Annotated in this window: 28 protein-coding genes; 11 read left to right on the top strand and 17 right to left on the bottom strand. The window is 69.9% G+C overall.

The window, feature by feature from the left end; translation table 11 throughout:
- Positions 1–20: 20 nt before the first annotated feature.
- From AC3IPY_RS13420 to AC3IPY_RS13375, 10 genes are all read right to left on the bottom strand, one after another.
- Positions 21–482, bottom strand: coding sequence for a hypothetical protein (locus AC3IPY_RS13420; protein WP_489184774.1), 462 nt, complete (start codon positions 480–482; stop codon positions 21–23).
- Positions 479–718, bottom strand: a complete 240-nt coding sequence (locus AC3IPY_RS13415) for a hypothetical protein (RefSeq protein ID WP_489184773.1) — start codon at positions 716–718, stop codon at positions 479–481. Before AC3IPY_RS13415 ends, AC3IPY_RS13420 begins: the two co-directional genes overlap by 4 nt.
- Positions 715–1,686, bottom strand: coding sequence for a phage recombination protein Bet (bet, locus tag AC3IPY_RS13410; RefSeq protein ID WP_489184772.1), 972 nt, complete (start codon positions 1,684–1,686; stop codon positions 715–717). The genes AC3IPY_RS13415 and bet overlap by 4 nt, the downstream gene beginning before the upstream one ends.
- On the bottom strand, positions 1,683–2,717 hold the full coding sequence (locus tag AC3IPY_RS13405; protein ID WP_489184771.1) for a YqaJ viral recombinase family protein: 1,035 nt from the start codon (positions 2,715–2,717) through the stop codon (positions 1,683–1,685). Before AC3IPY_RS13405 ends, bet begins: the two co-directional genes overlap by 4 nt.
- Positions 2,714–3,598, bottom strand: a complete 885-nt coding sequence (locus AC3IPY_RS13400; RefSeq protein ID WP_489184770.1) for a hypothetical protein — start codon at positions 3,596–3,598, stop codon at positions 2,714–2,716. The genes AC3IPY_RS13405 and AC3IPY_RS13400 overlap by 4 nt, the downstream gene beginning before the upstream one ends.
- Positions 3,595–4,185 carry a hypothetical protein gene (locus AC3IPY_RS13395; protein ID WP_489184769.1) on the bottom strand — a complete coding sequence of 197 codons (591 nt, stop codon included), beginning with the start codon at positions 4,183–4,185 and terminating at the stop codon, positions 3,595–3,597. The genes AC3IPY_RS13400 and AC3IPY_RS13395 overlap by 4 nt, the downstream gene beginning before the upstream one ends.
- 7 nt (positions 4,186–4,192) lie before the next feature.
- Positions 4,193–4,639: a RusA family crossover junction endodeoxyribonuclease gene (locus tag AC3IPY_RS13390; RefSeq protein ID WP_489184768.1), complete on the bottom strand. Its 447-nt coding sequence runs from the start codon at positions 4,637–4,639 to the stop codon at positions 4,193–4,195.
- A complete protein-coding gene (locus AC3IPY_RS13385; protein ID WP_489184767.1) occupies positions 4,636–4,824 on the bottom strand; it encodes a hypothetical protein in 189 nt (62 codons plus the stop codon). Before AC3IPY_RS13385 ends, AC3IPY_RS13390 begins: the two co-directional genes overlap by 4 nt.
- Positions 4,821–5,177: a hypothetical protein gene (locus tag AC3IPY_RS13380; protein ID WP_489184766.1), complete on the bottom strand. Its 357-nt coding sequence runs from the start codon at positions 5,175–5,177 to the stop codon at positions 4,821–4,823. The genes AC3IPY_RS13385 and AC3IPY_RS13380 overlap by 4 nt, the downstream gene beginning before the upstream one ends.
- Positions 5,178–5,325: 148 nt before the next feature.
- Positions 5,326–5,574, bottom strand: coding sequence for a helix-turn-helix domain-containing protein (locus AC3IPY_RS13375; protein WP_489184765.1), 249 nt, complete (start codon positions 5,572–5,574; stop codon positions 5,326–5,328).
- Positions 5,575–5,769: 195 nt separating this feature from the next.
- Here AC3IPY_RS13375 and AC3IPY_RS13370 point away from each other — a divergent pair, with 195 nt between their 5' ends.
- The 4 genes from AC3IPY_RS13370 (at position 5,770) to AC3IPY_RS13355 (ending at position 8,522) form a co-directional block, all read left to right on the top strand.
- Positions 5,770–6,033: a hypothetical protein gene (locus AC3IPY_RS13370; protein ID WP_489184764.1), complete on the top strand. Its 264-nt coding sequence runs from the start codon at positions 5,770–5,772 to the stop codon at positions 6,031–6,033.
- Positions 6,030–6,422 carry an ImmA/IrrE family metallo-endopeptidase gene (locus AC3IPY_RS13365; protein WP_489184763.1) on the top strand — a complete coding sequence of 131 codons (393 nt, stop codon included), beginning with the start codon at positions 6,030–6,032 and terminating at the stop codon, positions 6,420–6,422. Before AC3IPY_RS13370 ends, AC3IPY_RS13365 begins: the two co-directional genes overlap by 4 nt.
- Positions 6,422–7,912 (top strand): recombinase family protein, encoded by a 1,491-nt coding sequence (locus AC3IPY_RS13360; RefSeq protein ID WP_489184762.1) that lies wholly within the window; start codon positions 6,422–6,424, stop codon positions 7,910–7,912. The genes AC3IPY_RS13365 and AC3IPY_RS13360 overlap by 1 nt, the downstream gene beginning before the upstream one ends.
- A 139-nt stretch (positions 7,913–8,051) precedes the next feature.
- Positions 8,052–8,522, top strand: a complete 471-nt coding sequence (locus AC3IPY_RS13355; RefSeq protein WP_489184761.1) for a hypothetical protein — start codon at positions 8,052–8,054, stop codon at positions 8,520–8,522.
- A 107-nt stretch (positions 8,523–8,629) separates the two neighbouring features.
- Here the strand turns inward: AC3IPY_RS13355 and AC3IPY_RS13350 are convergent, their stop codons facing one another.
- Positions 8,630–8,926 (bottom strand): helix-turn-helix domain-containing protein, encoded by a 297-nt coding sequence (locus tag AC3IPY_RS13350; RefSeq protein ID WP_489184760.1) that lies wholly within the window; start codon positions 8,924–8,926, stop codon positions 8,630–8,632.
- A gap of 118 nt (positions 8,927–9,044) precedes the next feature.
- Here AC3IPY_RS13350 and AC3IPY_RS13345 point away from each other — a divergent pair, with 118 nt between their 5' ends.
- From AC3IPY_RS13345 to AC3IPY_RS13335, 3 genes are all read left to right on the top strand, one after another.
- A complete protein-coding gene (locus AC3IPY_RS13345) occupies positions 9,045–9,665 on the top strand; it encodes a CpaB family protein (protein WP_489184759.1) in 621 nt (206 codons plus the stop codon).
- Positions 9,665–10,933 carry a CpaE/TadZ family protein gene (locus AC3IPY_RS13340; RefSeq protein WP_489184758.1) on the top strand — a complete coding sequence of 423 codons (1,269 nt, stop codon included), beginning with the start codon at positions 9,665–9,667 and terminating at the stop codon, positions 10,931–10,933. The genes AC3IPY_RS13345 and AC3IPY_RS13340 overlap by 1 nt, the downstream gene beginning before the upstream one ends.
- Positions 10,934–11,035: 102 nt before the next feature.
- Positions 11,036–12,529 carry a sensor histidine kinase gene (locus tag AC3IPY_RS13335; RefSeq protein WP_489184757.1) on the top strand — a complete coding sequence of 498 codons (1,494 nt, stop codon included), beginning with the start codon at positions 11,036–11,038 and terminating at the stop codon, positions 12,527–12,529.
- A gap of 131 nt (positions 12,530–12,660) precedes the next feature.
- Here the strand turns inward: AC3IPY_RS13335 and AC3IPY_RS13330 are convergent, their stop codons facing one another.
- Positions 12,661–13,890, bottom strand: a complete 1,230-nt coding sequence (locus AC3IPY_RS13330; protein WP_489184756.1) for an IS30 family transposase — start codon at positions 13,888–13,890, stop codon at positions 12,661–12,663.
- 350 nt (positions 13,891–14,240) lie between these two features.
- The gene (locus AC3IPY_RS13325; protein ID WP_055859573.1) at positions 14,241–14,489 is read right to left on the bottom strand and encodes a WhiB family transcriptional regulator; all 249 of its coding nucleotides are present in this window, start codon (positions 14,487–14,489) and stop codon (positions 14,241–14,243) included.
- Between the two features lie 202 nt (positions 14,490–14,691).
- Here AC3IPY_RS13325 and AC3IPY_RS13320 point away from each other — a divergent pair, with 202 nt between their 5' ends.
- Complete coding sequence (locus AC3IPY_RS13320; protein WP_489184755.1) at positions 14,692–15,150, top strand: hypothetical protein; 459 nt, start codon at positions 14,692–14,694, stop codon at positions 15,148–15,150.
- A 41-nt stretch (positions 15,151–15,191) separates the two neighbouring features.
- Here the strand turns inward: AC3IPY_RS13320 and bcp are convergent, their stop codons facing one another.
- The 4 genes from bcp to AC3IPY_RS13300 form a co-directional block, all read right to left on the bottom strand.
- Positions 15,192–15,668 carry a thioredoxin-dependent thiol peroxidase gene (gene bcp / locus AC3IPY_RS13315; RefSeq protein ID WP_489184754.1) on the bottom strand — a complete coding sequence of 159 codons (477 nt, stop codon included), beginning with the start codon at positions 15,666–15,668 and terminating at the stop codon, positions 15,192–15,194.
- Between the two features lie 70 nt (positions 15,669–15,738).
- Positions 15,739–16,776 (bottom strand): ribosome small subunit-dependent GTPase A, encoded by a 1,038-nt coding sequence (rsgA, locus tag AC3IPY_RS13310; RefSeq protein ID WP_489184753.1) that lies wholly within the window; start codon positions 16,774–16,776, stop codon positions 15,739–15,741.
- Positions 16,773–18,143 (bottom strand): 3-phosphoshikimate 1-carboxyvinyltransferase, encoded by a 1,371-nt coding sequence (gene aroA, locus AC3IPY_RS13305; protein ID WP_489184752.1) that lies wholly within the window; start codon positions 18,141–18,143, stop codon positions 16,773–16,775. The genes rsgA and aroA overlap by 4 nt, the downstream gene beginning before the upstream one ends.
- Before the next feature lie 3 nt (positions 18,144–18,146).
- Positions 18,147–18,305: a hypothetical protein gene (locus tag AC3IPY_RS13300; RefSeq protein ID WP_489184751.1), complete on the bottom strand. Its 159-nt coding sequence runs from the start codon at positions 18,303–18,305 to the stop codon at positions 18,147–18,149.
- 25 nt (positions 18,306–18,330) lie between these two features.
- On the opposite strand from AC3IPY_RS13300, the gene AC3IPY_RS13295 reads away from it, so the two are divergent.
- The 3 genes from AC3IPY_RS13295 (at position 18,331) to AC3IPY_RS13285 (ending at position 21,594) form a co-directional block, all read left to right on the top strand.
- Positions 18,331–18,975: a sigma-70 family RNA polymerase sigma factor gene (locus tag AC3IPY_RS13295; protein ID WP_489184750.1), complete on the top strand. Its 645-nt coding sequence runs from the start codon at positions 18,331–18,333 to the stop codon at positions 18,973–18,975.
- Positions 18,972–19,229, top strand: a complete 258-nt coding sequence (locus AC3IPY_RS13290; RefSeq protein WP_489184749.1) for a zf-HC2 domain-containing protein — start codon at positions 18,972–18,974, stop codon at positions 19,227–19,229. The genes AC3IPY_RS13295 and AC3IPY_RS13290 overlap by 4 nt, the downstream gene beginning before the upstream one ends.
- A gap of 85 nt (positions 19,230–19,314) precedes the next feature.
- Positions 19,315–21,594: an MMPL family transporter gene (locus AC3IPY_RS13285; protein WP_489184748.1), complete on the top strand. Its 2,280-nt coding sequence runs from the start codon at positions 19,315–19,317 to the stop codon at positions 21,592–21,594.
- The last annotated feature ends 7 nt before the right edge of the window (positions 21,595–21,601 follow it).

Genomic DNA, 21,601 nt, shown 5'->3' with positions numbered 1-21,601 from the left:
TCGCTTCGTCTGGGTGATGCTCATGCTTGCTCCCGTGCCATGAAGGCGTCGGCCTGACGGTCGTTCGCCTGGTTCGTCTGCCACGCCCGCAGTCGGGCGTGGAGGATCTGCTGTGCCTGCTTCGCGCTGTCGACCATGCGCTCGGCCTTGCGGTACTCGATCGCCGCGAGGTGCACGCCTGGGTCTTCGGCCTCTGCCTTCATCCCCGCGACCTCGGCCGAGCGTTCGCCCTGCGTGCGGTACCGGATGACGCCGGCGCCCCGCACCCGCTCGTACTCCGTCTTCGCGATCGCGAACGCGGCGACCTGGCGGTCATGCTCGGCGTGGTAGCACCACAGCAGCGCGTTGATCAGCACGTCCTCGGACGTGTTGCCGAGGCGCGTGAAGGTGTCGATGAGGTCGCGGTGCAGCAGCGACTCCGGGTCGACCTCGCGAATGCCGAGATCGCGGAGGCGCTGCTGCACCATCGGGTTGATCGTCATCCGAGTGCCTCACGGATAGCCGCACCGGTGAGCTCGGCGACGTCGTCGAGGACGCTGACACCGAGCTCCTCGACGACGAACGCGGCCGTGCTGTCGGCGAGCGTGTGGTCGACGACCTCGGCCGCGGCGATCTGCGCGTACGCCTCGGACAGGTGAGGGCCGACGACGTCGACACCCTGCTCGACGGTGTACCGCACGGTGATCGTGCCGAGCGTGCTCGAGATGGGCGAGCTCATGCCGCGTCGCCGTCCGGGATGGGCGCCGACTTCCACTCCGTCACCGGCTCCCCGTCGGCGACCTCGCCCGTCGCGACATCCGCGCCGACCGTGGCAGCGGCATCCGCCGCCGAATCCTGGACCGGCTCGACATCGACGGGCGCCTCGTCCGGGAGACCAGGTGCACGCTTCATCAGAAGATCGGCGTACGTGAGCTCCTCATCGGCGTCGACACGCAGCCCGAGCACGCCCGCGTCGCGAGCCTCACGGAACAGCGCGCGGAGCCCCCCGGCGCCGACGACATCGGCACCCTTGAACGACACCGTCGCGGCCCGGTCGAGCCACTCGTCACTGACGAGCGTGGGCGCCTCGGGGGCCGCCGGCAAAGCGGGCTGCTCAGCCTTCGGCGCCGACGACGCGGGCCGGTCAGCCTGCGCCATCTCCTCGGCCGAGTACAGGCCGCTCAGCTCCATCGGGAACGCCTTGCGGAGCGCGAGCATCTCTGCGCACTTCCCCAGCATGAGCGCCGGCATCTTCGACCACATGTTGCCGCCCGCGTTGTACTGCGTCCACGTCGCGACCGCGTACAGCGGCTCGGCGAAGCCCTCACGGTAGACGCCCGCCCTCGCGGCGGCCGGGTTCTCCTTCGAGAGCCACACCTGCACCCACGTCTGGCCATCGGCCGTCCACTCGACAGGGGTCTGCCCGCGGTACTCACCCGAGCGCTGCGCGACCAGGCGGGCACCGTCGATGGAGACCTGCGTGCCCCACTTCCCGCCGCGCTCGATGCAGTAGATCTGCCGCGCGATCGGGTCGAGCCCAGTGCGCATGCAATGCTGCAGGAACGCCTCGACGACCGGGCGCGGCGCGAGCACCGTGTCGCGGCCCTGCTTCTTCGTCAGGCCCGCGGCCTCGACCAGCGCGGACTCCTGGGGCGTCCAGGTGGCCGAGTCGCCGCTCGTCGGCAGCGTTGCGATTGCCGTGTTCATTCGCCGGCTCCTCTCTCCTTGACCGCAGTGACGGTGAGCTTCCCCGCCGCCGTCTTGGTCTCCGTCCTCGTGAACTTCTTCGCGTGCGCGTTCCACCGCTCCGACAGCGCCTGCACCTCGGCGAACAGCGCCGGGTCAGCCTTCTTCGCAGCCTCGGGATCCGGCACGACGACCTCCGTCGTGGTCCCCGGCGTCCACGACACCTGCGCCCGCGCCGAGCGCTGCGAGATCTCCACACCCCGCTCGGCGAGCAGAGCCTGCAGCGACCCCCACGCCTGCTCCTTCGACCGCTTCCCGGCCGCCTCGGCATCGCGGGCGAACAGCACCTGCGCAGCAAGGTCGTCGAGCTCGGCGTCGACAGCCGGCGCCAGCGCGCCATCGGCAGATGCCTCATCGAGGGCGACGAGCGCGAGGTCGGCAACCTCGACCAGGCGGCCGATGCGCTCCTCGTCACGCTCGATCCAGTGCACGCGCGGCTCGAGGTCGAGGGGCAGCGGGTTCGGCCAGTTGTCGTCGTGCTGCTCCCACACGAACAGGCACGCCACGGCGCCCGACACGTGAAGCTGCCACTGCACCTGGTCGTAGTAGCCCGTGCCCCAGAACTTGCCCCGCTTGTTCAGCGGGTCCAGGTCGTACTTCGACGTCTTGATCTCGGCCATGACGAACCGGCCCTCGAACACGCCCACACCATCCGGGGTCGCGAGGTGCCGGCTGTTGTGCGCCGCGTGGAAGAGGATGTCGTTGTGCTCGATACCCGGATACCGGGTCGCGATCCACGCCGCGATCACGGGCTCACGCTCGTTCCCTCGAGCCACGTACCGGTTGCCCGAGAGGTCTTCGCTCTCGCCCGAGGTCTTCGCCTCGACGAGCGCACGCCGAGCGGCCACACCGCCTGCGTTCAGCTTCCCGGCCTCGGTCGCGGTCACGCCGAGACGACGCGATGCCAGCCACGCCTCACGGTCATCCGACGACGACACGGCACGCGACGCGAGATCTTGGAGCACCTCGACGCCCAGGTCGGTGGCGATCACTTCGTCACCGCCGGATCGATCATGCGGCCGAGCAGCTCGATCGCTTCCGAGTTGTTCAGGTCGCGCACCTGGGCGAACTTCGAGCCCTCGAGGCCCGAGCGGTACTCCTTGGCGAGGCGGTCGCGGACTGCCTTGTAGACCGCGTACCAGCGATCGCCCCACGGGCGCCAGCCGTCAGCGGCAGCGGCAGCGGCAGCGTCAGCGGCAGCGGCAGCGGCAGCGGCAGCGTCAGCGTCAGCGGCAGCGACAGCGTCAGCGGCAGCGACAGCGACAGCGACAGCGTCAGCGACAGCGGCAGCGACAGCGGCAGCGGCAGCGTCAGCGGCAGCGGCAGCGACAGCGGCAGCGGCAGCGTCAGCGGCAGCGGCAGCGGGCTTGAAGCTCTGCTTCTCCCACTCCGCGACGATGCGCGCCTTCAGGCTCGCGCTCGACTTCACACGGGCTGCGTACGCCGCGTCCCGCGCCACCCGAGCGGCATCCTGCGCAGCCTGCAGCGTCTCCTTCGACGAGATCGGAGCGAGCGCCCGCAGCGCCTGCGCCTCGGACGTCAGCCCGGCGACGTCGAGCCAGCGCGGGGTCGCGGCCCGGATCGCCCAGTCGGCCGCGAGCCAACGCCGCTGCTCGTCGAGCCCATCGCCCGCGGTGCCGATCATGCCCGGGATGAACGGCTTCAGCTTCTGCCGATCCTCATCCGAGAGGCGGTCATTGAGCCGAATGCCGTACTCAGTCAGCACCGGGCTCACGCACTTCGGGTGATCCGTCCACGGCTCGCCCGCGATGTACGCCGCAGCCTCAAGGAGGCACGCACCCTGGCTGATGTCGGCGGTCTCCGAGTGCCCGCCGGCGGCGAGCTCGAACGTCTCGAGGTCGAGGGTCGTCATTCGTCGTCACCGCCGTCCACGATCTCCGCATCGACCACGTCTTCCGGGTCGGACTCGATGCCCCACTCCGCGAGCAACGCCCGCGCCGCGGGCAGCAGAGCGACCGGCAGAGAGCCGAGCCCGAACGCGCCAACGGCGAACTCGAGACCGTCGAACTCCTCACCGCGGAGCGCGTGCCGCGACCCGATGACCTGCTCCGACGACCGCGACTGCAGCTCGATCGAGAACGAACCGTCGTCCTCGCGGATGACCTTGAAGACGTACCCGCCCTGCTCGCCGAGCTCGAGCGGCTGCTGCTCCGACTTCGGGAAGTCGAGCCCCACACGCCCGGTGCGCTCCTGGTAGAGGCGCATCAGCACGCTCGCGACGGTGTCGGAGAGATCCGCGGACACGATCTCGACGTGCGTCAGCGACACCGTCGGCTCGAGACGCCAGTCGGGCGCCTTCTCCTTCGCACCGGTCGTCTCGAGCACACCGACTATGAGGTACCGGTTGCCCTCATGCCGCTCCTGCATCAGCCGACGCTCGGCCGTCGCGAATCCGTTCAGATCGTCCTTCGGGAGTGACCCCGCCAATGAAACCGTCATGCCCCTGCTACCTTCCGTTCCGGGCCGCCCACATGGCGGCCGCATCCTGATGAAGCGCACTCACAACGACCTCGACTCCGGGGTGCGATGAGTACGTTTCGATCACGTCGAGCGCGATGACCAGGCGGTCGTCGACGAACACGTGAGCGTCTGTGAGCGCGTCGAGCACCGCGCGAATCAACTTGTCGAGATCGGGGGTCGTCGTCGGCCACTCCCTCGTGACCGTCTTGCCCCTCGGCATCCGGAACGCGAGCGCGACCTTCACCGCGCCCTCGAACGGCGGCACCCCGTGCACGCGCATTGCGGTCGACGCGACGCCCGTCACGAGCGACCGCCACGCCTTCAGCTCGGCCTTGTTGTCATCGACGACGACCGCGCGGCGTCCGACGATGAACGCCTTCTTCGAGCCCTGTTGCACCGGAACGCCGGCTACAGCGAACTGGAGCCGGCTCACTGGTCGACACCGCTCTCGCGGCGGATGCCGGCGCGGGCGTCACGCGCCGCAAGAACCGCGACGACCGCCCACAGGAGGCCCGCGAGCGCGAGGGCTGGCCACACCAAGTCAACGAGCCAGGGGAGCGCGGCGAGCACGGCCGCGCAGCCCATGATCGCGAGGTAGAGGCGGGCGCGGCGCATCACGCCGCCGCCTTCACGACCGACGCATACGCACGCTCGAGCACGGGCCGGTCGACCTCGAGGTACGCGTTCACGCGCCGCCACTCGGCGCCGACGAGCATGTGGCGCTTCACCGGCGCAGCACCGTACGTGCGCTCGTACTCGTGAGCGACCTCGAGTGAGAACGCGCCCATGACGTGCACGAGCTGCGGGCCACGGTGCCCGCGAGCTTCGAGGAACGCCGCGAGGTCGAGCGGCTTCAGGGTGGATCGGTCGAGGATCGCGGCCGCTCGGGTGGCGACGGCGTCGGCGCTGAGCGCCGGCGCGATGACCTGCAGCTCGCGGAGAGCAGCGATGGCCTGGGAATCGGAAAGCATTGGGAGAACGCCTTTCGGGGAGAAATGGTCGGGGGAGGTCAGCTCGCCTGGGCGAACTCGGCGGCACGCGCCTCGGCGGCGAGGCGGGCCGAGATCTCGGCGAGCACGGCGCCTGCTTCGGCGATGCACTCCTCGCGTGTGACGGCCATCAGGCGGCCACCCCCGCGAACTGGGGGTGCTTCGCGAACAGGGTGTGGATCGGCACGCCGAAGTGGGCCGCGAGGGCCTCGATCTCGTCGGTGTTGAACGGCAGGTCGCCGCGCATCCGCCGGTAGACCGAGTCCTTCGAGAGCTTGAGGATCGGGGCGAGGTCGGCTCGCGCCATGCCCCGACGCCCGAGTTCGGCGCCGATGTTCTCGACGAGCGGCGATTTCCCGCTGGGCTTATTTACGCTCATGCATAGAGACTATGCACTTATTTAGGATCAGTGCAAGCCCTTAGTGTCACCATGGGCTTATTTGCATAGGATGTGTGCATGGGACGCGCAGCAATACCTCCGCCTGGCCGGTTCTCGCAGCAGATCATCCGGCTCACGAAGCACGAGCTCGCCGATCGCGGGGAGTCGGGTCGATGGCTCGCCGAGCAGACGAGCATGAGCGCGACCTATGTGCGCGAGCGTCTCGACGGCAGCCGGCCCTTCAACACGAACGACCTCGCGGAGATCGCCGAACTCTTCGGCTACACGCCTGACGCGTTCGCTCGAGAAGCGATCGCGCGCGACCGCCCGAGGCTCAGTGTCATACCCGGCGGCAAGACTGTGCCGGTCGAGGTCGTTGACCTCGAGACCGTCGACCTCGACCAGTACGACAAGGCGGCCCACACGAAACCAGACACACCGGAGAACCCAACGCCATGACGCACCACCTGGGGGGATACGACCCGTTCGACCACGCAGAAAGGCTGGGGATAAGCGTGATCTACCGACGGCTCACCACCGCCAACGGGCTCTGGGTGCCTGACCTCCGCGCGATCTTCCTGCAGCCCCGCCTGCGGGCTGTGCACGAGCGCTCCGTGCTCGCGCACGAGCTCGGCCACGCCTGCCTGGGCCACCGCGACGACCGCCCGAAACACGAGCACGCGGCCGACCGGTTCGCCGCCCGCAACCTGATCGACCCGATGCGCCTCGACGACGTGCGCAACACGAGCAACGACCCGAACGTCTGGGCCAACGAGGTCGGCGTGACGTTAGACCTCCTGCAGACCTACCTCCGAGAACTTCTCCCAGTCGCTCGAGCGGTCGCCTGATGGCCGATCGCCACCTCGCTACGGTGCCGGCTCCCGCACCACGGCGTGCGCTTGCACTGATCCGTGTCTCGAAGGAACGCGACGAGATGCTCTCGCCCGACATTCAACGCGCCGCGATCGAGAAGTACTGCAAGGCGAGCGGATACGCGATCGTCGACTGGGTCATCGGCATCGACGAAAGCGGATCGCGCTCGAGCTCGAAGTGGTGGAGAAAGCTCGACGACGCTGTCGAACGCATCGAACGCCGCGAGGCCGACATCGTCGTCGTCTGGAAGTTCTCGCGCACGGCCCGCCACCGGCGCCGCTGGGCGGTCGCTCTCGACCGCATCGAGACCGCCGGCGGCTACCTCGAGTCCACGCTCGAACCGAACGACCGAAACGCCGCCGGCCGATTCACGCGCGGCATGTTCGCCGAGCTCAACGCGTTCAACGCCGAGATGATCGGCGAGCAGTGGAAAGAGGCGCACGCACTCCGGCTGAGTCGCGGGCTCCCTGCAACAGGCGGCGACCGCTTCGGATACACGAGGCCGGCGAAAGACGTCTACGAGCCGGATCCGATCACTGGGCCCATCCTCGCCGAGCTCTACCAGCGCGCCGCCGCAGGCCAGACCGTCTACTCGCTCTCGGTCTGGCTCAACGACCAGGGCATCCTGACGATCGCGGGCAGCGAATGGAGTCGCATGCGGGTGAGGCTCGTGCTCGACTCCGGATTCGGTGCCGGCCTCCTGCTCGTACGGTCTCGAGAGGCATCCTCCGAGCACCTCCCCGGCGTGCACCCGCCTGTCATCAGCCCGGAGCTGTGGGCCGCCTACCAGCGTTCGAAGGTGCGTGACCGCGTGATGCGTCCGGGCGGCAACGCGACGAAGAAACTGCTCACCGGCATCATCGTGTGCGGCGACTGCGGCAACAGCATGTCGGGCACGAGCCGGTCACAACGTGGCGCCATCGAACCTGGGTACGGGTGCAACCGGTACCAGCGGCTGCGTGTGGGCCGGTACGTGTCGACGCAGCGCTCCCGCGTCGAGGGTTGGGTGCGCGACCAGGTGCAGCAGCTCGCCGACGAGATCTCCGAGGCCGCGAAGGACAGGGTGAAGGCGGCCCCGAAGCCCGTCATCCCTATCAACGATGCCGCCGCGATCGCGCGTGAGCTCCACCAAGTCGAGGAGCAGCTTCGCCGGCTCGCGCTCGACTTCTCCCGGCCGGTGGAGGAACGCGTACTCGGCGACGACGAAGCGTATCGTTCGGCCGCCGCGCAGCTCCGTGCGAAGAAGGCAGGCCTGCTCGCTCGCGAGGCCGTGCGCGACGAAGCGGCCGACCGCGGCGGCGACGAGCAGGCCGTGCTCGCCCTCGCCCAGGCGTGGGACATCGCCACACCGGAAGAACTGCGCCGCCTCGTGCACGCCGTCCTCGGCGCCGTCATCGTGTCCTCGCCGCCCGCAGGCAGACGCGGCGCGACATACCGGTTGCTGTGGCGGTGGGAGCTGCGTTGACCCGTGGGATTCGGAGTCGAGATCGGACGATCTCGAAGCGAGGCTCGATCAGGAGCAACGCGACGAGGAGCGCGCGCTCGCGCTCGAGGAGGAACGCCTCCGGCTGGGTCGGCTCGGACTCCGCGACCGCCTCGTCGTGATGACCGGCGCCCTCGAGCACGATCCCGGCGCCGTCGTGCGCATCGAGCTCCGCAGCGGAGAGCCGGTCGCCGTGCGGCCCGCGGCCTTCGGCCGCGACTGGCTGAGCGCCGAGTTGCTCGGCGGCGGGCCCGGTCGGCAGTGCATCCTGCCGTTCGCGGCGATCGGAGCGGTGCTGGCGGGCCCACGGCTGCTCGAGCGCAGCCTCGAGCCGCACGCCGATCCACCCTCACGGCTCACCGAGCGCATGGGGCTCTCGTTCGTGCTGCGCGACCTCAGCCGTCGTCGCACGACCGTGCACCTGCTGGCCGAGAACGGCCGCGTGCACGGCACGATCGACCGGGTCGCCCGGGATCATCTCGACCTGGCCGTGCATCCACCCGGCACTCCGCGACGTGAGCGCGACGTGCAGGGCTACCGCATCGTGCCGTTCGATCGGGTGCTGCTCGTCTCATTCGGTTCGATCGGCTGATCACCGCTGATCGCACCTGATCGCCGCTGATCGAGGCGAGGGCGCGTTGTCGGGCGACGGGCCGCGACCGGAGGCGAATGCCGAACCGCCGCCCACGAGGCATCCGCTCAGGGAAGCAGTCTTCGGGGGCCGAGCGAGGTGACGTTGGAGAAATCGGTGACGTCGGCGAACTCGCCCTGATGCCAGAGCGCCGACCGGCGGGTCTCTTCGAGGCGGAAGTCGATCCAGAACTCGAGCTGGGTGCGCTCGATGCGCCACGGCCCGTTGTCGCCGACGCGGATCGCGGGGAGCTCGCCCGTGCCGATGAGCCCGAGGATCGTCGCGGAGTCGACCTCGAGGATCTGGGCGGCATCGGCGACCGAGAGGAACCGCCCGAGTTCGCCCGCTTCTGATGTGCTCACCATCCGATTATCGACCTGCGGCCGCGACCGCGGCTCGGGTGTGGATAACTTCACGGCGATCCGACAGGGTTGGGCGACGATTGACGACGGTGCGGCGGAGGTCGCCGCCGGGAGGAGCATGATGCCACGTCGATCAGATCGGGGCGCGGTGCGCATCGACCCACGGCTCGTCATCGGCGTCGTGCTCGTGGCGGGGTCGACGGCGGGCGTGTACGCCCTCGTCAGCGGACTCGACGACGCCACCGAGGTCTACACCGCCGTGCAGACGCTGACGCCGGGCGATCGCATCACCGCCGACGACCTCGTCGTCGAGCGCGTGCGCTTCGGCTCGGCGGCGACGCGCTACCTCGAGCCCGACTCGCTCCCCGACGACGGGCTCATCGTGACCTCGACGGTCCGCCAGGGCGAGCTCGTGCCGCTCGCGGCGGTCGACGACACCGATCGAGCCGGTCTCGCGACGGTCGTCGTCACCAGCCGTGCAGCGCTGCCCGGCGATGTCGAGGTCGGTTCGCTGGTCGACATCTGGTCGGCGCACCGCGTCGAACGCGGCGACTACGATCCGCCGGCCGTGCTCGTGCCGGGCGCCGAGGTGGCGGCGATCAGCGAGGGCGGCGGCATCGTGCAGAGCGGCGCGGCATCCGTCGAACTGCTCGTTCCGCGAGACCGGGTCGCCGTGGTGCTCGAGGCGCTCGCCGCCGAAGACGTCATCGACCTGGTTCCGGCCCGCCCGGGCGACGAGTGATGAGCCGCCTCGCGTTCGCCCTCGAGCCGTCGGTCGAAGACCGGCTGCTCGCCGACGCCGTCGAGGCGGGGCACGTCGTGGTCGCGAGGGCGATGGGGCCGGCCGACCTGATCCAGTCGCTCGACATCGTCGCGCCCGACGTCGTCCTGGTCGGCGCGGGCCGTGCGACGCTCGACGCCGAGCTCCTCGAAGCCTGCGACCTGCGCGGCGTTCGTCTCATCGCCCTCGCCGCCACCGATGCCGAGCGCTCCCACGCCCGTAGCATCGGCCTGCATGAGGTGTTCGACCTCGCGTCGAGCTGGGCCGATCTCGAGCCGGTCGTCAGCGGGGGAGTCCCCGTGCCGTCCAGGGTCTCCGCCGAGGGCCGCCGGCGCGGTGAGCCGGCCGCGGCGGCCGTCATCGCCGTCTGGGGCCCAGGAGGCGCGCCAGGGCGCACGACGATCGCGGTCAACGTCGCCGCCGAACTCGCGGCCGCCGGTCATCGGGTCGCGCTCATCGACGCCGATCCATACGGCGGGGCGATCGCGCCGACGCTCGGCCTGCTCGACGAGGCACCCGGCTTCGCCTCGGCCTGTCGTCTCGCCGGTGCCGACGCGCTCGACCGTGCCGAGCTCGAACGCATCGCCCAGCGCTACTCCTCGCCCCGCGCGTCGTTCGACGTGTTCACCGGCCTGGTCGGCCCGAGCCGATGGCCCGAGCTCGCGCGCGACCGCGTGGTCACGGCGATCGAGAAGATCCGCGAATGGGTCGAGTACGTCGTCATCGACACCGGGTTCAGCCTCGAGCACGACGAAGAGCTCACGAGCGACCAGTTCGCTCCGCGTCGCAACGCGGCGACGTTCGCGAGCCTCTCGCTCGCCGACCAGGTCGTGGCGGTCGGGCTCGCCGATCCGGTCGGGCTGTCCCGGCTGCTCCGTGGGCACGCCGAACTCGTCGACCATGTCGATTCCGACCGCATCCGGGTCGTCGTGAACCGGGTGCGCACGAGCGCACTCGGCATCGACGCCTACGGCCAGGTGCGGCAGACGATGCGCCGGTTCTCCGGCCTGTCCGAGGTCACGATGCTGCCGCACGACGGGCGCGCGACCGACGCCGCGATCCTGACGGCGCGCACGCTCCGCGATGCGGCGCCGAAGTCGCCCCTCCGGGTGGCGATGCGCGACTTCGCGCACGAGGCCTTCCTTCCGGTCCCCGCCGCGGCCGAGCGGCGGGGCTTGCGCTTCCCCCGCGGGGCCGTGCGCGCGCCCGCCGTTCGAGCGGGAGCCTGAGCCATACGGGCCGGTCGTGGCGTCGCGTGATGGCGTCGCGCCATGGACTCGTACGTTGCCGCTCGGCCGTGCACGCGGCATCCGACCGCTACGCTGGGGTCTGTGTCGACCCTCAGTGATCTCGTCCTCGCACAGGGCCGCAGCAGTCAGGCCGATGTCGACTGGCTGCACATGCTCGTCGGAGACCTCCAACTGCTCGCCGATCTCGCGTTCGCCGACATCGTGCTCTGGGTGCCCTCGGCCGACGAGGAGTTCGTCGCCGTCGCGCATTCGCGCCCGTCGAGTGCGGCGACCCTCTTCTACCGCGACTTCGTGGGGCAGCCGATCAAGTCGCAGTGGCGCGACCTGGTCGGCGACGCGTTCACCGGCGCGCGCATCGTCGACTCCTCGTCGCCCGACTGGTATGAAGAGATGCCGACCCGTGTGCGGGCCGTTCCGGTCATGCGTCGCCTCAGCTCGGCCGGCACCGAGATCGCGCCGGTTCCGGTCGCGGTGATCACCCGCCACACCAACCTCAGCACCACGCGCACCGCGAGTCGGCAGGAGTTGACGTTCAACGAATGCGCCGTCGAGCTCTTCGAGATGATCGCCTCGGGCGACTTCCCCGACCTCGGTGCGCCGACCGGTCCGCGCCGCGGCGCCCCACGTGCCTCAGACGGGCTGATCCGCCTCGACGTCGACGGCACCACGACGTTCGCGAGCCCGAACGCGCTCTCCGCGTTCAACCGCATGGGGTTCGAGGACGAGCTCGAGGGCGAGCTGCTCGCCGAAGTCACGACGCGCCTGCTCACCGGCAAGCTCGTGGTCGACGAGTCGCTCCCGCTCGTGGTCACCGGCCGGGCGCCGTGGCGCACCGACATCGAGTCGCGAGGGGTCACGGTCTCGTTGCGCGCGATCCCGATCCGACGGCGGGGCGAGCGCACCGGCGCGATCGTGCTGAGCCGCGACGTGACCGAGCTGCGCCACCAGGAGCAGGAGCTCATCACCAAAGACGCGACGATCCGCGAGATCCACCACCGGGTGAAGAACAACCTGCAGACGGTGGCGTCGCTCCTGCGCATCCAGGCGCGCCGTACGCATTCCGACGAGGCGCGCGACGCGCTCACCCAGGCGATGCGCCGGGTCGGCGCGATCGCGGTCGTGCACGACACCCTGTCCGAGGGCCTCACGCAGAACGTCGACTTCGACCAGGTGTTCGACCGCGCGCTGCTGCTCGTCGCCGAGGTCGCCTCGGCGCACAACACCACGGCCCACCCCAAGCGCTCCGGATCGTTCGGGGTGCTGCCGAGCGAATACGCAACCCCTCTCGCCCTGGCCCTCACCGAGCTCGTCACGAACGCCGTCGAGCACGGTCTCGCGGGCCAGGAGGGCGATGTCGAGATCACGGCCGACCGCTCGCAGGAGATGCTCACGGTGCAGGTGCGCGACACCGGCTCCGGCCTGCCCGAGGGCAAGGTCGGCGAAGGCCTCGGCACCCAGATCGTGCGCACGCTCATCCAGGGCGAGCTCGGCGGCACGATCGACTGGCACACCGTCGTCGGTCGAGGCACCGAGGTCACGATCGAGGTCCCGCTGCGCTGGATCACCTCGGCCTGAGTCGCAGCGCCGCTCCGCGGCATCCGTCGCCTGCGCCGCTCCGCGGCATCCGCTCGCTGTTGCCGTTTTCAGGAACGGGCACGCGAAAGAGTGCGCTTCTCAGGAGAAATTCGGCCAGATCGCGGGCGGTCTCAGGTTTCTAGCGCAACGCCGTTGATTAGTTGGTCCAGCTTGTGGGCTGGGCTGCGGAAGTTCAAGGTCTGTCGGGGGCGGATGTTCAAGAGCCGCTGGGCCTCGGCGAGTTCCTCGTCGGTGACGTCATTGAAGTTCGTGCCTTTGGGATAGAAATCGCGGATCAACCCGTTCGTGTTCTCGTTCGTGCCGCGCTGCCAGGGCGAGTGCGGGTCGCAGAAGAACACCGCACAGCCGGTCGCGACCGTGAACATCGAATGTGATGCCATCTCGGAGCCCTGGTCCCACGTGATCGTCTTGGTCAGCGCGGTCGGCAGGTCCTGGATCATGCCCGCGAGGACCCCGGTGACGGTCTCGCTGTCGCGTACCCCGGGGAGCCGGCCTAGCAGCGCGAACCTGGTCTGCCGTTCGACCAGCGTGACGATGCCGGAGTTACCCGGGCCGACCACGAGGTCCCCTTCCCAATGGCCGGGCACGGCCTGGTCATCGACCTCTGCTGGCCGGTCGACCAAGCGCGCCCCGTCCAGCCACGGACGGTTCGTCCGGGTCGGCAGCTTCGACCGCGGGACACGACCCTTCCGGCCTGACCGCAGCGCTTTCTCGACGGTCAGCTCGTGCCGCAGTGCGCCTCTGCCCTGCAGATAGAGCGCCTGATAGATGGTCTCGTGCGACACCCACATCTCCTCACGGCCCGGGAACGCAACCCGCAGCTCACCGGCAACTTGTTGCGGTGAGAACCGCTGGTTCAACCGTGACACGACTTGGGCGCGCAGCGCTGGATCATCCAGTTTCCGGGCCACATGCCGGGCCCGTCTGCTCAGCGCCCCGTGATGGGCCAGCTCGGCCGAGTAACGGCGTTCACCCCAATGGGTGACGAGATTCGCGCGGATCTCTCGCGACACCGTCGACACATCCACACCAAGCCCACCGGCGATCCTCCGCATCGACATCGGCGGACTGAACGACCTTGCTGATTGGATGAACGCCCGATCCGCAAGCGTCAACCGCCGATACGCCCGATCCTCGGACTCGGCGATCACCGCGTCCATCGGCACCGGCACAGCACCACCCGAGGCTCCCAGCTTCTGCTTCATGCCCACGAGCTTCGTCCAATGCCAGATCGTCACATCGTTGACACCCAGACGCTGCGCAACCTGAACAGCCGACACCCCACGAGCGAGCAACCCATACGCTTGCCCGCGTACCTCCCACGGAACCTTCTTCGCCACAGCACACCGCCTCCGCACCGAGGCGTTGCGCTAGAAACCTGAGACCGCCCGCGATCTGGCCGGAATACTCCTGAGAAAGGGTTCAGGGCGAGGGGTAGAGCCAGAGCCAGAGTTCGAAATGTCGGAGATTCGGGCCGATGCGGTCCCACGGGGAGGCGAAGGCACCGAATCTCCGACATTCCGAACGGGCCCGGGGATGGCAACGCCCGAACCGCTCGTCTTGGCCTCTGACCCGCCTCTGACCCCCAGAGCCAGAGCCAGAGCCAGGGCCGGGGCGCACGAAACGACGCCGCGGCCCGAAGGCCACGGCGTCGTGAAGTCGTACTCTGTGTCGGTCTCGGCGACCCGTGTCAGCCGGCGCGACGGGCGCGAGCGGCGCGGCGCTTGAGGGCACGGCGCTCGTCTTCGCTGAGGCCACCCCAGACGCCCGAGTCCTGGCCGGTCTCGAGGGCGTACTGCAGGCAGATCTCGGTGACCGTGCAGCGGGCGCAGACGGCCTTCGCCTTCTCGATCTGATCGACAGCGGGACCGGTGTTGCCGACGGGGAAGAAGAGTTCCGGGTCAGCCGTGAGGCAGGCGGCCTTGTCGCGCCAGTCCATGAAGATGCTCCTTGCAGTGGTGTTTCGTTTGCAGACGCGCACGATTGCGCGAGCCGAATCCGGCTGTGCTGCTGGGGGAAAGCCGAATCTCGGGAAGTAGGATCGGGATCGATCGGCTCACGTCCCTGTGAGCATCAATTCGGCCTCATAAATGGTCGCATAGCAGAGGGATCGAATCAATAGCCGTGAATGGGATAACGCTGTGAATACCGACGACGACCGCCGGAACATTCCGCCCGAGGCATCCGTCGGCGGCGTGCGTGCGGCGCTCGTGACGGTCTCGATCGTGCTCGTGCTCGAGGCGCTCGCGCTCATCGCCGTCGTGGTCTGGCTCGTGGTCGACCTGCTGACGATCGAGCCGTCGTCGTATGCCACCGCGATCGCGCTGCTCGTGCTCGTGCTCGTCGCCGCCATCTGGGTCGTCGCGGTGGCGATCGGCTCGCTGCGGCGGGCATCGTGGGCGCGCGCGTCGGCCATCGTCTGGCAGGTGCTGCAGGTCTCGATCGCCGTCGGCGCGTTCCAAGGTCTGTTCGCACGGCCCGACGTCGGGTGGGTGCTGCTCGTGCCCGCGATCACGGTCATCGGGCTGCTGCTGTGGGCTCCCGTGCGCATCGCGTACGCGGGCCGCGCCGACGAGGAACGGGCACCGCACGGCGCGTGAGCGTCGCGGATGCCCGTCCAGAAGGTCGTGCGGGTCGGCCGTCAGCCGTCGAGGCCGAGGTCGCGCCGAACGCGCGCCACGTGCCCGGTGGCCTTGACGTTGTACCAGGCGCGTTCGATGACGCCGTCGGCGCCGATCACGAAGGTCGAGCGGATGCTGCCCACGATGGTCTTGCCGTAGTTCAGCTTCTCGCCCCAGGTGCCGTAGCGCTCCTGCACGGCGTGGTCCTCGTCGGAGAGCAGGGTGTAGTTCAGGTCGTCGCGCTCGGCGAAGCGCGCGAGCTTCTCGACGGCGTCCTTCGAGACGCCGACGACCTTCACCCCGGCCGAGGCGAAGGAGTTGAGGTTGTCGCGGAAGTCGCAGGCCTCGGTGGTGCAGCCCGGGGTCATCGCCTCGGGGTAGAAGTAGAGCACCACCCGCGAGCCGCGCAGCTGCGAGAGCGTGATCGGCTCGCCGTGCTGGTCGTTCAGGGTGAAGTCGGGTGCGAGGTCGCCGGGGGCGAGTCGTGCATCGGTCATACCTCAATGGTAGGCAGCTTCGATGCACGGATGCCGCGAGCCGGCCGCCCCCGCACGCGGCAGCGCCGACTCAGCGGAAGGTCTCGAGCAGGCGCTGCAGCGAGTCGAGGCGTGCGCGGCCGGTGTCGCCGAGCTCGCCGGCCTGCACGGCCTCGACGATCGCGCAGTCGGGCGCGTCGGGCAGGTGCGTGCAGCCGCGCGGGCAGTTCTCGGCGATGCGCGCGAGGTCGCTGAACGCGCCGAGGATGTTCGCGGGGTCGACGTGCCCGAGTCCGAACGAGCGCACGCCCGGCGTGTCGATGACCCAGCCTCGGCCGGCGGGCGTCTCGAGGCGCAGCGACACCGTCGACGATGAGGTGTGGCGGCCGCGGCCGGTGACGGTGTTCACGACGCCCGTGGCCCGATGGGCGTCGGGCACGAGGGCGTTCACGAGCGTGGACTTGCCGACGCCCGAGTGCCCGACGAACACCGTGCGGTGGCCGATGAGCTCGGCGGTGATCAGGTCGATCGGCATCTCGTCGGAGCGGGAGCGGACGACGGGCAGGTCGAGGCCCGCGAAGTTCTCGAGGAACTCGGACGGGTCGGCGAGGTCGGTCTTCGTGATGCAGAGGATGGGCTGGATGCGCGCATCGAACGCGGCGACGAGGTAGCGGTCGACGAGGCGGATGCGCGGCTCGGGGTTCGCCGCGGCGACGACGATGAGCATCTGGTCGGCGTTGGCGACGATGACGCGCTCGACCTCGTCGGTGTCGTCGGCGCTGCGGCGCAGCAGCGTGCTGCGTTCGCGGACGCGCACGATGCGCGAGAGCGTTCCGGGCTCGCCGGTGGTGTCGCCGACGAGGTCGACGTGGTCGCCCGTGACGACGGACTTGCGGCGCAGTTCGCTCGCCCTGGCGGCCGTGATCGTGTGCTCGTCGTCGCCGTCCTCATCGACGAGCACCGTGTAGCGGCCCCGGTCGACGCCCATGACGACGCCCTCGACGGCATCGGCGTGCTCGGGGCGCACCTTGGTGCGCGGCCGGCTGCCTCGCCGATTGGGACGCACGCGCACACTCGACTCGTCGAACTCGTCTTCGTCGTCTTCGTCGTCGGCGTCCCACCAGGTCATGCGAGCATCTGCTCCCAGAGCGCGGTGAACTGAGGAAGCGTCTTGCTCGTGGAGCCGATGTCGTCGATGACGACACCGTCGACCGCCAGGCCGACGATGGCGCCTGTCGTGGCCATGCGGTGATCGGCGTAGGCCCGCCAGGCGCCGCCGTGCAGCGGCGCGGGCACGACCTGCAGGCCGTCTTCGAGTTCGCGGACGTCGCCGCCGAGCCCGTTGATCTCGGCGACGAGCGCGGCGAGGCGGTCGGTCTCGTGGTGGCGGATGTGGCCGATGCCCGTGAACGTGCTCGGCCCGTCGGCGAACGCCGCGAGCGCGACGAGGTTGGGCACGAGCTCGCCGGCCTCGGAGAGGTCGAGATCTGCACCGCGGATGCCGCGACCGCCGCCTGCCGTCGCCTCGGGTGCGTGCACGGTGAGCCGGTCGCCGTCGCGCTCGACACGGGCTCCGAAGCGGGGGAGCAGCTGCTCGAGCTGTGCGCCGACCTGCGTCGTGGCCTCTGGCCAGCCGGTGATGGTGACCCGCCCGCCTGCGACCACGGCCGCGACGAGGAACGGGGCCGCGTTCGAGAGGTCGGGTTCGACGTGCACGTCGATGGCCCGGATCGGGCCCGGCTCGACCACCCAGCGCCCGACCTCGGGCGAGGAGACCTCGATGCCGCGCTGGCGGAGCGTTTCAATGGTCATCTCGATGTGCGGCAGGCTCGGCAGGCGCTTGCCGGTGTGGCGCAGGTCGAGACCGCGCTCGAAACGGGCGGCCGAGAGCAGCAGGCCCGAGACGAACTGGCTCGAGGCCGAGGCGTCGAGTTCGACGACCCCGCCCTCGACGCGACCGGTGCCGTGCACGGTGAAGGGAAGCGCCCCGCGCCGGTCGTCGTCGAGGTCGACGCCGAGTGCGCGCAGGCCATCGATCGATCCGCCCATGGGGCGGCGTCGTGCCGCCTCGTCGCCGTCGAAGGTCGTCGGCCCGAGCGCGAGCGCCGCGACGGGCGGCACGAAGCGCATGACCGTGCCGGCCAGTCCGCAGTCGATGGTCGTCGAGCCGAGCAGTTCGTCGGCGGGGAGCACACGCAGGTCATCGCCGAAACCGCCCGTTGCCGGCATCCGCTCGAATCGCGTGCCGAGGGCGCGCAGTGCGTCGATCATGAGCTCGCTGTCGCGCGACCAGAGCGGCGCGTGCAGCGTCGACGGCCCGTCGGCGAGCGCTGCGAGCACGAGTTCGCGGTTCGTCAGCGACTTCGAGCCGGGGATCGCGAGCACGGAATCGAGGGGCGCGTCGGCCACGGGCGCACGCCAGCCGGCGTCGGGCTCCGTCTGGCGGTTGTCGCCGTACGGGTCGAACTCGGGCGCGGAATACTTCGAGATCTGCATCGGTTACCAACAGTAGCGTTCGAGAACGCGGAAGGAGTCGATGCGCGTGCCGGTCACCGAGTTGCGTCCCCATACGTCGGGCACCACGACGTCGAGCAGCATCCCATCGAGCAGCAGGGCGGCGAGCATCACCGTACCCCGCCGCCGCCGGGTGGCGTCCAAGGCCGACGGCCTAGGATGGCCACTGATGACTGCCGATGAGATCGCCGCTGCACCCGACGCCGAGCGCACGCAGGGAGAGCTGTTCGAGGAACAGGCGCTGCCCTTCCTCGACCAGCTGTACGCGGCGGCCCTCCGCATGACGAAGAACCCGGCCGACGCGCAAGACCTCGTTCAAGAGACGTTCGCCAAGGCCTACGCGGCATTCGGCCAGTTCACCCAGGGCACGAACCTCAAGGCGTGGCTGTACCGCATCCTCACGAACACCTTCATCAACACGTATCGCAAGAAGCAGCGCGAGCCGTATCAGGGCACGATCGACGAGCTGGAGGACTGGCAGCTCGGCGGGGCCGAGTCGACCACGGCCCGGGCGAGCCGTTCGGCGGAGGCCGAGGCGATCGACCACCTGCCCGACAGCGCCGTGAAGGACGCCTTGCAGGCGCTGCCCGAAGACTTCCGCCTGGCGGTCTACTTCGCCGACGTCGAGGGCTTCTCCTATCAAGAGATCGCCGACATGATGAACACCCCCATCGGGACCGTGATGAGCCGTCTGCACCGTGGCAGGCGGCTGCTCCGCGAGTCCCTCGCCGACTATGCGCGCGAGCAGGGCATCGCCGCAGCGGGGTCGGCATCCACCCCCAAGAGGCAGAAATCGCCGAGGAGCCCCAAATGAACGACTGCGGCTGCGAGAAGGCCCGAGCCGAGCTCGAGGAGTACCTCCACCACGAACTGGCCAGTGCGGATGCCGCAGACATCCGCTCGCATGTCGAGAACTGCGCCGACTGCCAGAACGAGGTGCGCGTCGGCGTCGCGATCACCGAGGTCATGCAGCGCGCCTGCAAGGAGACGGCGCCCGACCAGCTGCGCCTGCTCGTGCTGACCCAGATCCGCACCGTCCAGGCCGGCCACACGACCACGATCGTCTGATCGCGGGTGAGCCGGCGACGGCGCACCTGAGCTTCAACCGTTCGACGGACGCCCGGTCGGCGCCGCGAGCGTAGCGTCGAGACCGATGAACTCCGACGCCCCCACCCCAAGCCCTGCTCGGCACCGCTCCGTTCCCACCTGGCTGCGGGTGCTCATCCCGGCCGCACTGATCCTCGTCTGGTTCGCCGCATTCGGCGCCGGCGGCGCGTCGTTCGGCACGCTCAGCGACGTCGTCGAGAACGACCAGGCGCAGTTCCTGCCGGCCTCGTCGCAGTCGGCCGAGGTGCAGGAGCTGCAGGCCGGGTTCCGCGGCGACGAGTCGATCCCCGCCATCGTGGTCTACGCGCGCGACGGCGGGCTGACCGACGCGGATGTCGCCGCCATCGGCGCCGATGCGGAGGCCTTCGCCGCCGTCGACGGCGTGCTCGCCGACGGGGTGTCGCCCGCGGTCGAATCCGAGGACGGCGAGGCCGCCGAGATCTTCGTGCAGATCGACGCCGACGCCGAGACCAAGGAGGTCGTCGGCGAGCTGCGCGATCGCGTCGCAGAGACCTCCGTCGACGGGCTCGAGGGGGCCGTGACCGGCCCGGCCGGATTCACGACCGATCTCGGGGCGGCCTTCGCGGGCATCGACGGATTGCTGCTGCTCGTCGCGTTCGGTGCCGTGTTCCTGATCCTCGTGATCGTCTACCGCTCGCCGCTGCTGCCGTTCATCGTGCTCGGCACGAGCCTGACGGCGCTGTGCGCCTCGGTGCTCGTGGTGGTCTCGCTCGCGAAGGCCGACGTGCTCGTGCTCAACGGGCAGACGCAGGGGATCCTCTTCATCCTCGTCATCGGCGCCGCGACCGACTACTCGCTGCTGTACATCGCGCGGTATCGGGAGGCGCTGCACGCCAACGAGGGCAAGTGGGATGCCACGTGGGCCGCGCTGCGCGGATCGTGGGAGCCGATCGTGGCCTCCGCCGGCACGGTCATCGCCGGGCTGCTCATGCTGCTCGCGAGCGACCTCGGCTCGAACAAGCTGCTCGGACCGGTCTCGGCGATCGGCATCGTGTTCGCCCTGCTCACCTCGCTGACCCTGCTGCCCGCGCTCATGTTCTGGGCCGGACGGGCGGCGTTCTGGCCCGTGCGCCCGAAGGTCGCCGCGCATGTCGAGGCCGACGACGTCGTCGCGCGGCGCGGCGTCTGGCCCAAGGTCGCGCGGCTCGTCGCCAGGCGGCCGCGCGTCACCTGGATCGTGTCGACCCTGCTCCTGGCCGTCATGGCGCTCGGCATCACGCAGCTGAAGGCCGACGGCGTGCCGTCGAGCGAGTTCGTGCTGGGCCAGTCGCAGGCGCGCGACGGTCAGGCGATGCTGAGCGAGCACTTCCCCGGCGGCTCCGGCACGCCCGCGGTGATCATCGCGCCCGAGCAGGACCTCGACGCGGTCGCCGCCGTGGTGCTCGCCACCGACGGCGTGGACTCGCTCTCGGTCGTCTCGGAGGATTCGCCGAGCGGCTCCCTCCCCGTGACCGACGACGGCATCCAGCCGCTCGGCCCTCCCGGCACGCCGGCGGGCGAGCCGACCGTGGTCGACGGCCTCGTCGAGTTGAACGCCACGCTCGACGCCGCGAGCGACTCCGACGAGGCCGAGGCGGTGATCCTCGACCTGCGCGACGGGCTCGCCAAGGTGTCGACGACCGACCAGCCGGTGCTGGTCGGCGGGGTGACGGCGGTCGCGCTCGACACGAAGGTCGCCTCGATCCACGACCGCAACCTGATCATCCCGCTCGTGCTCGGCGTGATCCTGCTGATCCTGATGCTGCTGCTCCGGGCGATCGTCGCCCCGCTGCTGCTCATCGCCACGGTCGTGCTCTCGTTCGCGGCGGCGCTCGGCGTCTCGGCGATCGTGTTCGACCAGGTGTTCGACTTCGCGGGAGCCGACCCGGTGGTGCCGCTGTTCGGGTTCGTGTTCCTCGTCGCGCTCGGCGTGGACTACAACATCTTCCTCATGACCCGAGTGCGTGAGGAGAGCCTGAAGCACGGCACCCGCGAGGGGGTGCTCCGCGGCCTCGTCGTCACCGGTGGCGTCATCACATCGGCCGGACTGGTGCTCGCTGCGACGTTCGCGGCGCTCGGCGTGCTGCCGATCCTGTTCCTCGCCCAGTTGGCGTTCATCGTGGCGTTCGGCGTGCTGCTCGACACGTTCCTCGTGCGCTCGCTGCTCGTGCCGGCGCTCTCGTACGATCTCGGCCGCGTCATCTGGTGGCCGTCGAAGCTGTGGCGCACGGGCGGCCGGGAGCCGTCGCGCGCGCAGGTCGCGGCCGAGCTCGAGGCGGATGCCGCGACCGACGAGCCCCGTCTCGTGCCCGAGCACCGCGGCTGACCCGCGG

Source organism: Agromyces sp. GL_144, from assembly GCF_057834305.1.
Note: the sequence above shows the minus strand (reverse complement) of the source record. Positions and strands in the feature narration are given on the sequence as shown.

Bases quoted from the DNA above. Each gene is read 5' to 3' on its own strand.
- AC3IPY_RS13420 (WP_489184774.1), bottom strand. From the start codon at position 482: ATGACGATCAACCCGATGGTGCAGCAGCGCCTCCGCGATCTCGGCATT.
- AC3IPY_RS13415 (WP_489184773.1), bottom strand. From the start codon at position 718: ATGAGCTCGCCCATCTCGAGCACGCTCGGCACGATCACCGTGCGGTAC.
- bet (WP_489184772.1), bottom strand. From the start codon at position 1,686: ATGAACACGGCAATCGCAACGCTGCCGACGAGCGGCGACTCGGCCACC.
- AC3IPY_RS13400 (WP_489184770.1), bottom strand. From the start codon at position 3,598: ATGACGACCCTCGACCTCGAGACGTTCGAGCTCGCCGCCGGCGGGCAC.
- AC3IPY_RS13395 (WP_489184769.1), bottom strand. From the start codon at position 4,185: ATGACGGTTTCATTGGCGGGGTCACTCCCGAAGGACGATCTGAACGGA.
- AC3IPY_RS13380 (WP_489184766.1), bottom strand. From the start codon at position 5,177: ATGCTTTCCGATTCCCAGGCCATCGCTGCTCTCCGCGAGCTGCAGGTC.
- AC3IPY_RS13375 (WP_489184765.1), bottom strand. From the start codon at position 5,574: ATGAGCGTAAATAAGCCCAGCGGGAAATCGCCGCTCGTCGAGAACATC.
- AC3IPY_RS13370 (WP_489184764.1), top strand. From the start codon at position 5,770: ATGAGCGCGACCTATGTGCGCGAGCGTCTCGACGGCAGCCGGCCCTTC.
- AC3IPY_RS13365 (WP_489184763.1), top strand. From the start codon at position 6,030: ATGACGCACCACCTGGGGGGATACGACCCGTTCGACCACGCAGAAAGG.
- AC3IPY_RS13360 (WP_489184762.1), top strand. From the start codon at position 6,422: ATGGCCGATCGCCACCTCGCTACGGTGCCGGCTCCCGCACCACGGCGT.
- AC3IPY_RS13355 (WP_489184761.1), top strand. From the start codon at position 8,052: ATGACCGGCGCCCTCGAGCACGATCCCGGCGCCGTCGTGCGCATCGAG.
- AC3IPY_RS13350 (WP_489184760.1), bottom strand. From the start codon at position 8,926: ATGGTGAGCACATCAGAAGCGGGCGAACTCGGGCGGTTCCTCTCGGTC.
- AC3IPY_RS13345 (WP_489184759.1), top strand. From the start codon at position 9,045: ATGCCACGTCGATCAGATCGGGGCGCGGTGCGCATCGACCCACGGCTC.
- AC3IPY_RS13340 (WP_489184758.1), top strand. From the start codon at position 9,665: ATGAGCCGCCTCGCGTTCGCCCTCGAGCCGTCGGTCGAAGACCGGCTG.
- AC3IPY_RS13325 (WP_055859573.1), bottom strand. From the start codon at position 14,489: ATGGACTGGCGCGACAAGGCCGCCTGCCTCACGGCTGACCCGGAACTC.
- bcp (WP_489184754.1), bottom strand. From the start codon at position 15,668: ATGACCGATGCACGACTCGCCCCCGGCGACCTCGCACCCGACTTCACC.
- rsgA (WP_489184753.1), bottom strand. From the start codon at position 16,776: ATGACCTGGTGGGACGCCGACGACGAAGACGACGAAGACGAGTTCGAC.
- aroA (WP_489184752.1), bottom strand. From the start codon at position 18,143: ATGCAGATCTCGAAGTATTCCGCGCCCGAGTTCGACCCGTACGGCGAC.
- AC3IPY_RS13295 (WP_489184750.1), top strand. From the start codon at position 18,331: ATGACTGCCGATGAGATCGCCGCTGCACCCGACGCCGAGCGCACGCAG.
- AC3IPY_RS13290 (WP_489184749.1), top strand. From the start codon at position 18,972: ATGAACGACTGCGGCTGCGAGAAGGCCCGAGCCGAGCTCGAGGAGTAC.
- AC3IPY_RS13285 (WP_489184748.1), top strand. From the start codon at position 19,315: ATGAACTCCGACGCCCCCACCCCAAGCCCTGCTCGGCACCGCTCCGTT.